Below are 10,787 nucleotides of genomic sequence, written 5' to 3' on the forward strand. Positions count from 1 at the left end.
GGGGCTTGGTAAGACTTTATTTTCCCAAGCTCACCTGACCAGAAGACCAGACTTATCTAAGTTTGGTAGCCATGAAGAATAAATCGTCATAATGTCCCGTGAATTAACCGAGGCGATCGCGGGTTCGAGGGAAAGAGCCAATCAACCTGGGTCGAGGCGGAACCTCGGGGAGTGCGTTCCCAGCATTTGCTGGGAACGAGAGGAGGAGAGGAACGGCGGCGGGGCTTTTTTAAACGGTTTGGGAGAGGCAATTAATATTCAAACAGCAGGGTCTCAAATTTTTCCGACTTTGGCGGTGGGCTGGGCGGGGACTGTTTGGGTAGGGAAGAGGGATGGCGATCGCACTGGGAAATACGGCTATCCAACATGCTGAGGCGCTGATAAATCTGTTCTCGTCGGTGTTCGATCCGTTGCAGTTCTCCTTCTAGCCGTTGCTTTTCCACAACCAGTTGATACATCTCCAAATACGCCTGCGCTTCTGAGCGTTGGCGAGGGATGCTGCTGAGTTTGGGATGAGCGCTGTGGTGGGAAATGGGCGATCGCATATCAAATTCCTCCGCGTTTTCTATTAGTTTACCCAAAAAACATCCAATTGTAGCAGTAGATGCCAGTTCAAGAAGAAATTTTGGGCGAGGCACAAGAAAATGAACCTGCCAGCAAAGCCGTGGCATCCTCAGCAGCCATCGGTGGCGAGAAAAAGTAACCTTGTCCGTCTTCGCAACCGAGAGCCTTGAGTTCTGCCAGTTGTGCGGCATTTTCCACCCCTTCCGCCGTCACATCCATCCCCAGAGCATGAGCCAAGGTAACGATCGCCTGGACGATTTCTAAATTTTTCCCTTCCTTGCCGATTCCACTCACAAAAGAGCGATCGATTTTCAAAGTATCGATGGGAAATTGAGCCAAATGAGACAGAGAAGAATAACCGGTGCCGAAATCATCGAGCGCCAGATAAATTTGTCGTTGTTTGAGTTCCAACAAGATTTGGGTAGCCGCTTGTTTATCGTCCATCAGCACACTTTCGGTAATTTCCAATTTCAAGCAACTCGGGTCCAGATGAGTATCTTGCAAAATGCGATCGATTTGTTCCACTAAATCGAGTTGCAAAAACTGCTTTCCCGATAAATTCACGTTCACTTTCAAGCGCCGATTTTGTGCTATACTAGGAAACCGAGCGTGCCATGTGGCGAGTTGGTGGCAGGCTTGGCGCAGGACCCAGGCACCCAGGGGCACGATCGCGCCGGTTTCTTCTGCCAGGGGAATGAACTCTCCCGGTGAGATAAGACCGCGCTGGGGGTGATGCCAGCGGACCAGGGCTTCAAAGCCGACAATGCCACCGTCAAACAACGACACGAGGGGCTGATAGGCCACTTTGAACGATGTTGGCGCGCCCTTTTCCACCTCGTGGAGTTCCCGGCGCAAATCATTTTCGAGTTGTAACTGTTCCACGGCGCGATCGTGCATAGCGCGATCGAAGAAAGCCGAACAAGCTTTGCCGGCAGCTTTGGCGCGATACATCGCGATATCGGCATTTCGCAGCAAATCTGCAGACACCTCATATTCGATAGAACTCAGAGCAATCCCGATGCTAGCGCTGACGAAGACTTCGTGCCCTTCAAAGGTAAAGGGGGTGTTGAGTTGCTGGTGGATGCGATCGGCAACCGCAGTGGCTTCCTCAATGGTGTGGATATCTTCGAGTAAAATCACGTAATGATCGCCGCCGAGGCGGGCGATAGTATCTTGGGGGCGCAAGCACAGTTGCAAGCGGTGAGCGATGACGATCAGCAGCATATCGCCCACGGCGTGACCGAGACTGTCGTTGACGCGCTTGAAGCGATCGAGGTCGATAAACAACACCGCACAGAGAGAATCCGAGCGCCCCTCAACCTTGGTAGTCGCTTCGCGCAGTCGATCCATAAAAAAGGCGCGGTTCGGCAAGCCAGTGAGAGAATCGTAATACGCTTGATGAATCAGTTGTTCCTCGGCACGTTTGCGATCGCTGATATCAGTTTGCACGCCAATGAAGTGAGAGATTTTCCCCCGCTCGTTTTCCACCGGCGACAAACTCAGTTGGTTCCAAAACACAGCTCCGTCCTTGCGGTAATTCCGCAGAACCACCGTGCAATCTTTCCCCTGGCGAATCGCGTCGCGCAACTGTTCGATTCCCGGTTGGCGGCGGTCTTTTCCTTGCAAAAAGCGGCAGTTTTTGCCCACGGTTTCCGCCGCCGAATACCCAGTCATCTCCTCGAAATAGGGATTCACATAGACCACGGTATTATCTTGTTGGGCATCGGAAATCACGATACCATTGTTGCTTGCGGCGATCGCCCGTTCGAACAGTCGCAAGCGTTCCTCTTGTTCCTTGCGTTCCGTCACATCCCGGGAATTAATCACAAACCCATGAATCCCCGGCGCATTCAGTTGGTTGCTACCTACCGAGTCTAAATATACCCATTCTCCACAGCGGTTGCGAAACCGAAACTCGATTTCGATCGCCTTCCCTTCAGTTCGCAGCGCTTGGGAAAATTGCTCGCAAACCCGTTCGCGATCCTCCGGGTGAACGTAGTCAAATGCAGATTGTCCCACTAACTCTGATTGAGGATAGCCTAAAATTTTTTCGATGGACGGACTTTGATAGCGAATCGTCCCGTCGGCGGCTAAAATCGTAATCAAATCCGAAGAATGCTGCACCAACAAGCGGAAGCGTTCTTCACTTTGCGCCAGAGCATCCATCGCCAGAAAGCGCTCGGTGATATTGAGCGCGCTAAAACAAACCCCCATCACCTTGCCGGTGTCGCTCAACACTGGTTGATAGTTAATTTCAAACCAATTTTCCGTATTTCCGATGCCTTTAATATTGCGCTGCAGGCTCACCGATTGTCCGTTCAATGCGGCATGGAAATCGCGGTTGAAATCTTTTACATCCTCGGGGGCAACATAGGCGTAAATCGAATCTCCCGGGCAAATTTTTCGTTTCCAAATTTCCCAAACGGCTGCCGCCGCCGCTTTGTTAAAGGCTTGTATTTTATAATTAAAATCGATAAATAAAATCGAGGAAACTGAGCAGTTAAAAATTGCTTGTAAGTTGGCTGAAGATTCAGTTAAAGCCGCTTCGGTTGTCTTGCGATCGCTCGCGTCAGCAATCGTACCCATCATCCGCACCGCTCCACCGGTGCCCTCGCACAGCACATCCGCTTTACAGACCATCCAGCGCACCGTCTGACTCTGGGCGTGAACGATCCGGTATTCGCCGTGGTAGCTCGAGCGAGACGCGATCGCTCGTGCCATCATTTTTTCCACCGTCCCCCGATCTTCCGGATGAATCGACTGCCAAAACGGCGACGGCGTGCCATCAAAAGACCCCGGTGGCAGACCCAAAATCGTTTCCAGTTCCTCAGAGCCACTGAAGGTTCCCGCCCGCAGATCCCACTCCCACAGGCCCATTTTGGCCGCTTTGAGCGCCATCTGCAACCGGGTTTCGCTCGCGCGCAATGCCCGTTCGGTGCGCTGGCGTTCCAGTTCCGTGGATGAATGCGCCGCAAAAATTCTCACAAGAGACTGAACTGAGTGCAGATCGCAAAACGGGCGATCGGCGAACAGAGAGATCGCCCCGATCGCCGTGCCATTGATATCGGTGAGGGGAACCCCGAAATAACTGCAACCTTTCAATCGAGCCAGAGGATGGTCTGGCGAAAAATACTCTGTCAGGTTCTTCGCGTGCCACGCCTGTGCCCCTTGTACCACTTGCGCGCAAGGCGTCCCCGCCAAGGTATATTCCCCAGGGGAAGCATTCTGCAAGCCGAGTGACGAGCCATCGGGGTCTCGTTCCCAAAACCCAAGCACTTGCAAGCGTTCTAAGGAATGACCAATCCGTTCTGAAATCACCACGCAACGCACCGGCAGTAAAGACCCTAGATGATATGCTAAGCAGGGGAAAAACGAATCTCCGGCGATCGGGGATTGGCTGCTTGCGATAGTTTGCAGAATTTGGTCGGCTTGTTTGAGTTTGGTGATGTCTCTGAAGGTTTTAAAGAACACGAGATCGCCTTCTAAGGTGAGTGACTGGACAGACATGGCAACCCAAAAGCGGGTCCCGTCTGCTTTTTTGACCAACAGGTCGTAGTTCCGAACGCACCCTTCTCGTTGGAGAACATCCAGCAGCATCACGCGCTGTCTGGGGTTCTCGTAAAAGTCCACCACCCTGCCCAGATGCTCTTCGGGATTGATGCCAAAGAGCTGCCTAAAGTGTTTATTAGCATACACGATCGTGCTATCTTCTGCGCGACTGATGAGGATGGGTAGAGGGGAATCGGCAAGGCGATCGCAAGAAAGTAGCGCTTTTTCATCCCCGTTGTATCCTTGGGCTTGACAGGGTTCTAGCATCGGCATCCCCACGGGAGCTAGATTTTTTCGGTCTCGGGGTTGCGTTGCCTTTTTCCCCTTGACCCGTGGTTGGTCTCGGTTTCGGTTAATCCATACCACATCACTGTTCCCCTTAAGTAGGCTCATCCGCCCTCCTTTCTCCACTGCGTAGCCTGCTTCTGAGAAAATAGACTCAGAGGCAATAACAATTCAATCGATTTAGAAAACAATCTTAATATTTTTGCAGCTTTTGTGAAATTAAATTTAATTAATCTTAAAAAAAACACAAATTCTCGCTCCGCCCGCTAAAAGCTTAAAAAATGTTTAAAAAAAGTGTAATTTATTACCGAACCCCCATTGGCAACCCTCGGCAAAGCGATCGCGATCGCTTCCTCGTCCCCTTCCGCCCACGGCGCGGCCAGAAACCTCAGCGAAAAACCATTAAAATTGTTTATGAGAGCAATATTGCAAATTCTCTCTCGAGGGAAGCCTTACTGACGAGCCACCATAGTGAAGTCCGGAGGGTTTGCCAGAATCCTTCAGGCGGAAAACTGCCTGCTAGGGGGAATGAATTTTCCAGAGCAACGCCCTCGGGTTGGCGCGATCGCCCCGGGGCTTCTCGGGAAAAAACGGGTGCGATCGCCCCCCAACCCGGGCAATTTTTTTGTCAAAAAAGTTTATAATAATTAATAAAAAGTTACAGAGATTCACAATCCCACGGTGCCCCGGCCTACCCTTGGATCCTTTTTTCCCGAGGGTCTTCCCACCGCGCGCCGATGGAAAAATTTCCCGGTCAGAGATTGACAACAAAGCGCTCAAAGACGCCACAGAGCCAGCCATTGAGCCAGATTGACCCTAGCAGAAAATCCAGGGCATCGGTGAGGCTGTGGTAGCATATGAGACATCTGGGGGTGGGGCCAGAAGGAAAAGCTTTCAGGGATTGAATATAAACTAAAACTTAGCGAACCCAATAGAGGAAAGAAACGCAATGCTCGAATCCTATCGCCAACATGCAGCTGAACGGGAAGCCCAAGGCATTCCCCCCCTACCCTTAAACGCCGAGCAAACCGCAGAACTGTGCGAACTGCTGAAAAATCCGCCTGACGGAGAGTCAGAAACCTTATTGCACCTATTGCGCGATCGCGTACCCCCCGGCGTAGACGAAGCCGCCTACGTGAAAGCCTCATTCCTCACCGCACTCGCCAAAGAAGAAGTCAACTGCCCCCTGATTACTCCCCTGCGGGCGATCGAACTGCTCGGCACAATGGTGGGCGGTTATAACGTCCATTCATTAATCGAGCTGCTCAAATCCAGCAACAGCGAGAAAGCACAAACCGCAGCAGACGCCTTAAAGAAAACCCTGCTGGTGTTCGACGCCATGCACGACGTCCTCGAACTGTCGGAAACCAATAGCTATGCCAAGCAAGCGATCGACTCTTGGGCCGAAGCGCAATGGTTTACCGACCGTCCCTCCTTACCCGAGAGCATTCGCGTCACCGTATTTAAAGTACCCGGAGAAACCAACACCGACGATTTATCCCCGGCGAGTCACGCCACCACCCGGCCCGACATTCCCCTGCACGCCCAATCCATGTTAGAGGCCCGCTTAGAAGGGGCACTGGATACCATTGCCGAATTAAAGCAGAAAGGATATCCCGTAGCCTATGTCGGCGACGTGGTAGGCACCGGATCGTCGCGCAAATCCGCGATTAACTCCGTATTGTGGAATTTGGGAGAAGATATTCCCTACGTGCCGAACAAGCGAGCCGGGGGGTATATTTTAGGTGGCGCGATCGCCCCGATTTTCTTCAACACCGCCGAAGACTCCGGTGCCCTGCCCATCGAGTGCGACGTCACCAAAATGCAAACCGGCATGGTGATTACCATCCATCCCTATAAAGGCGAAATCACCAACGAAGCCGGCGAGGTCATTTCCACCTTCAAGCTCAAACCCAACACCATCGTAGACGAAGTGCGTGCCGGCGGACGCATCCCCCTGATTATCGGGCGCAGTCTCACCGACAAAGTTCGCAAAGCCCTCGGACTCGACCTCAGCCCCATTTTCACCCGTCCCGAACTTCCCGAAAACAGCAACAAAGGCTTTACCCTCGCCCAGAAAATGGTCGGTAAAGCCTGCGGACTTCCCGGCGTGCGTCCCGGAACCGCCTGCGAACCCTTAATGACCACCGTCGGTTCCCAGGATACCACCGGGCCGATGACCCGCGACGAATTAAAAGAACTCGCCTGTCTCGGATTTTCCGCCGACTTGGTGATGCAGAGTTTCTGCCATACCGCCGCCTATCCCAAACCGGTGGATGTCACCACTCACCAGAAACTCCCCGACTTCTTTGCTACGCGCGGCGGCGTCGCCTTGCGCCCTGGAGATGGCATCATTCACTCCTGGTTAAACCGAATGCTATTACCGGATACCGTCGGCACCGGTGGTGACTCCCACACCCGCTTCCCCTTGGGCATCTCCTTCCCCGCCGGTTCCGGGTTGGTGGCATTTGCCGCCGCCTTGGGCGTCATGCCGTTAGATATGCCCGAATCCGTGTTAGTCCGCTTCACCGGGGAATTGCAACCGGGCGTTACCTTGCGCGACATCGTGAATGCGATTCCTTATGTGGCGATTCAGCAGGGATTGCTCACCGTGGCGACGGAGAACAAGAAGAACGTGTTCTCCGGGCGGATTATGGAAATGGAAGGATTGCCCGAGCTGAAAGTGGAGCAAGCCTTTGAGCTGACCGATGCCACGGCGGAACGCTCTTGTGCCGGATGTACGGTGAAGCTCAGTGAGGAAACCGTCTCGGAGTATTTGCGATCGAACGTTACTTTATTGAAAAATATGGTGGCGCGCGGCTATCAAGATGCACGTACCATTATGCGCCGCGTGGCCAAAATGGAGGAATGGTTGGCTTCTCCACAGTTAATGTCCGCCGATGCCGATGCGGAATATGTGGAAACCATTGAAGTCAATTTGAACGAGATTAAAGAACCCGTGGTGGCTGCGCCAAACGACCCGGATAATGTGAAGTTAATGTCTGAATGTGCCGGGGATAAAATCGATGAAGTGTTCATCGGGTCTTGCATGACCAATATCGGCCACTATCGCGCCGCCGCTAAGGTGTTGGAAAATGCCGGTCCGGTGAAAGTTCGCTTGTGGATTTGCCCCCCCACTCGCATGGATGAAGCGCAATTGCGACAAGAAGGCGTGTATGGTATTTTCGCCGCCGCCGGTGCGCGCACTGAAATGCCGGGATGCAGCCTCTGCATGGGCAACCAAGCCCGGGTAGAAGACAATGCCACGGTGTTTTCTACTTCAACTCGCAATTTCAATAACCGCATGGGGAAAGGCGCGCGCGTCTATCTCGGTTCGGCAGAATTGGCAGCAGTTTGTGCCCTGTTAGGACGGATTCCTACTGCGGAAGAATATCGCGAAATTGTGGCCGAGAAAATTAATCCGTTTGCAGCGGATTTATATCGCTATCTCAATTTCGACCAAATTGAAGGGTTCGAGGATGAAGGTCGCGTGGTTCCTGTATCGGAAATGCCCAAAATTGAAGATATTTTGGGAATGCCCGTGGGCGCTAACCAATAACCCATAAACTTCTAGGGGCACGGCATTGCCGTGCCCTTCTGCTCATGGATTTTTTGGGATGTTAATTGGGGCGCGTGCCAAATCTAGCTGATAGTGTTCTGGTACAATCTGATGCGATCGGGTGGACCGGAAAGATTGACAAGCGTGGCGGTAATCAAGCGGGGAGAAATTTAGAAAAAGTCTTCAACTCACTTCTGTAGAGCGGCCAAAGTTGGGGTCTCGAGTTGCAGTTCCAGCCTCCGATAGGGTTGAGGGAGCCGAGGTTAAATTTTGCGGCTTAAGTACAATAATGTAGTGAACCGCCTTAGTATATTAATATCATTCTAGTCACTCAAAGCGAAATGAAAGCCGAAGATTATCCTTTTGCCAAAGAACTCATGGTCGATCCGCACCGTCATATCCGTAAAGTGGTTATTGACTTTACGGATTACCAGCGTATCCTCGAAGCACTAGAGGATGAGGGACTCATCCGTGCCATGATGGAGGTCAAAGATGAAAACCCCCTCAGTTTGGATGAAGCACTCGCCGAACTGGAAACTCCATGAAAACTCAATATTTACCTAGCTTTCTGAAAGATATAAAAGCTCTCAAAAGCACCCCAGTCTTTGAATCTATCAAAGCACTGGTGTTTGAAGAAATACCCAACCTCGAAAGTTTTTCAGAGCGTAAAAATGTGAAACGGTTAAAAGGATATGAGAATGCATATCGAATCCGGCTAGGTGATTATCGCATCGGTTTTAGATTTGACGGGGAAACCCTTAATCTTCGATCGCGTGCTAAACTGCAAAGATATATATCGTTATTTTCCTTAATGCCGATCGCCCTTCTATTTTATCAGAGACAGACATAATCGAGCCAATTATTTAGCCGAGATGCTGGCCAGCTAGATAGCAGAAAATCAAGCAGAAAAATTGCTAGTTCAAGAAGAAGAACTGGGAAAAATGGAGACAAAATAAAAACAATTGCCTATCGTAGCAATAGAGAAACCAAAACAGCGATCGCGTTCCCGAGGGGTGTTGGGCAATCCACCCCCAACCCACCCTCGCTTAACGCAATAGTCTGGGGAACCCCAAAGGAGACCATCGGGTTTTAATCCCTTGGAATTTAGGATACCACCAGGGCAAACCTGCTTTCACATCTTCATCGAAGGGCGATCGCTCCTTCAATATCCCATCGGCGATCGCCTTTCAGGGCAGTGTTGGACAACCCACTGGGCGATGGATACCCTAACACCTGAGAAACACTGAATTTTCCCTCTTTTAACTCACTTAAGTAACCAATGAAAGATACCTTGGTTCTCGATGGCTCGGAGTCCACAATCAGAAAGGAGTTGTAGGGAAGAGAAAAACACCAGCGGATGAAGAGAAAAACTAGCACAAAATTAGCTAGTCAACTGGGTAGTCACTCCCGAGGGGTGTGTTATTGTAATAGAGATAAATCTGATTCAGTGGTAGAGCTGGCTACATGCTTGAAAATGGCGTGGGGGTGGATCCAAAACAGGTTCCTCGGCAGGCAGCGCTCCGAAACTGAATCGCTACATCATTTTAAACCTTTTGGAGGCATTGCATGTCGATTTATGTAGGGAATATCTCCTACGACGTAACCGAAGAAGATTTAACCGAGACGTTTTCCGAGTACGGAACAGTCAAGCGCGTAAACCTTCCGACCGATCGCGAAACCGGACGCCCTCGGGGGTTTGGTTTTGTGGAAATGGAGAGTGAAGCGGAGGAAACAGCAGCCATTGAAGCCCTCGATGGAGCGAACTGGATGGGTCGCGACATCAAAGTGAACAAAGCCAAGCCCCGGGAAGACCGACGCGGTGGCGGCTACCGGGGAGGGGGTTATGGTGGGGGCAATAAATTCTCTCGATCCTAAGCACCTTCCCTAGTTCTGTCTTGCTTGCATCTGGCATCCGCCGTGGGGAAAATCAATCTTTCGAACGGCGCAAGGATCGTGGAAATCTACCAAGCGGATGCGGACTGTCGTTACTCCCCCTCGAGGGGAAAAGGCAGATAGGCCGCAGTTTTTGCTGCGAAAGAGTACGCTAAACTATGAAACGGTATAGGCCAGAAAAACTTACGGCCATCCAAACCCTGAACAACGTTTAGAAAAAGGAGTAAGAATGACGCAAGTCGTGGTCGGCGAAAACGAAGCCATTGAATCGGCATTACGTCGATTTAAACGTCAAGTCTCGCGAGCGGGGATTTTAGCCGATGTTAAAAGCCGTCGGCATTTTGAAACTCCGCAAGAAAAACGCAAGCGTAAAGCAAGCGCGGCAAGACGGAAGAGACGTTATCGCTAACGAATGCGGCGATCGCCATTCGGCATTAACCTCAGTACAGGTTAAATGTCAAGGATGCCGCCGTTCTCGGCGTGCATACGCTTCTATCGGGGGTTGAGCCGCAGGGTAGAAGCGTAAATCCCGAGATAGGCGGCTTTCTCGTTGCGCGCTGCTCCCGGTGGGCAACAGGCGGGCTTCACCTTGCAAGGAGATCGCGCCATTAGGGTGCTTGAACCGATAACAGGTGGGAAAACAAACCGCCGGCGATCGCTGTATATGCCTTGCGAACATTCGCAAAAAATGCCGCGTACCATCCCCCTTCCCCAGGGATAGCTACATACAACGGTATTTCTCCATGTACTTCCAAACAGTGGGATCTCGCGTCACGCGCGATCCCTGTCGGGAGGCCCCTAGGGCGACCGCTCTGTGTCATCTTGCTTTCACTGTCACTGGCTTATCTAACACCTACCCGGTCAGCACCCCGCTCTAAAGAGACGGGGCTTCTAGTCCCTGACTTTAGGTAGCTGACCAGCCTAAGCCCTACGAGGG

Annotated in this window: 9 protein-coding genes; 6 read left to right on the forward strand and 3 right to left on the reverse strand. The window is 51.6% G+C overall.

Going from position 1 to position 10,787, the window contains the following annotated elements; genetic code table 11:
* Window positions 1–251 precede the first annotated feature (251 nt).
* Together AC0QH1_RS20760 and AC0QH1_RS20765 are read right to left on the reverse strand one after the other, a co-directional pair.
* Window positions 252–581: a hypothetical protein gene (locus AC0QH1_RS20760; RefSeq protein ID WP_324633218.1), complete on the reverse strand. Its 330-nt coding sequence runs from the start codon at window positions 579–581 to the stop codon at window positions 252–254.
* 31 nt (window positions 582–612) lie between these two features.
* Window positions 613–4,380: a PAS domain S-box protein gene (locus AC0QH1_RS20765; RefSeq protein ID WP_324633219.1), complete on the reverse strand. Its 3,768-nt coding sequence runs from the start codon at window positions 4,378–4,380 to the stop codon at window positions 613–615.
* A 546-nt stretch (window positions 4,381–4,926) separates the two neighbouring features.
* On the opposite strand from AC0QH1_RS20765, the gene AC0QH1_RS20770 reads away from it, so the two are divergent.
* From AC0QH1_RS20770 to rpsU, 6 genes are all read left to right on the forward strand, one after another.
* Window positions 4,927–5,049, forward strand: a complete 123-nt coding sequence (locus AC0QH1_RS20770) for a hypothetical protein (protein WP_324633220.1) — start codon at window positions 4,927–4,929, stop codon at window positions 5,047–5,049.
* A 298-nt stretch (window positions 5,050–5,347) separates the two neighbouring features.
* Window positions 5,348–7,957 carry a bifunctional aconitate hydratase 2/2-methylisocitrate dehydratase gene (gene acnB, locus AC0QH1_RS20775; protein WP_324633221.1) on the forward strand — a complete coding sequence of 870 codons (2,610 nt, stop codon included), beginning with the start codon at window positions 5,348–5,350 and terminating at the stop codon, window positions 7,955–7,957.
* Window positions 7,958–8,298: 341 nt separating this feature from the next.
* The gene (locus AC0QH1_RS20780) at window positions 8,299–8,502 is read left to right on the forward strand and encodes a hypothetical protein (RefSeq protein WP_324633222.1); all 204 of its coding nucleotides are present in this window, start codon (window positions 8,299–8,301) and stop codon (window positions 8,500–8,502) included.
* Window positions 8,499–8,807 carry a type II toxin-antitoxin system RelE family toxin gene (locus tag AC0QH1_RS20785; RefSeq protein ID WP_324633223.1) on the forward strand — a complete coding sequence of 103 codons (309 nt, stop codon included), beginning with the start codon at window positions 8,499–8,501 and terminating at the stop codon, window positions 8,805–8,807. The genes AC0QH1_RS20780 and AC0QH1_RS20785 overlap by 4 nt, the downstream gene beginning before the upstream one ends.
* 716 nt (window positions 8,808–9,523) lie before the next feature.
* Entirely contained in the window at window positions 9,524–9,832 is a 309-nt protein-coding gene (locus AC0QH1_RS20790) for an RNA recognition motif domain-containing protein (RefSeq protein WP_324633224.1), read from the forward strand.
* 247 nt (window positions 9,833–10,079) lie between these two features.
* Complete coding sequence (rpsU, locus tag AC0QH1_RS20795; RefSeq protein WP_324633225.1) at window positions 10,080–10,259, forward strand: 30S ribosomal protein S21; 180 nt, start codon at window positions 10,080–10,082, stop codon at window positions 10,257–10,259.
* Window positions 10,260–10,458: 199 nt separating this feature from the next.
* Here the strand turns inward: rpsU and AC0QH1_RS20800 are convergent, their stop codons facing one another.
* Complete coding sequence (locus tag AC0QH1_RS20800; RefSeq protein WP_324633226.1) at window positions 10,459–10,581, reverse strand: hypothetical protein; 123 nt, start codon at window positions 10,579–10,581, stop codon at window positions 10,459–10,461.
* Window positions 10,582–10,787: the final 206 nt, after the last annotated feature.

The organism is Phormidium sp. CCY1219, assembly GCF_055795085.1.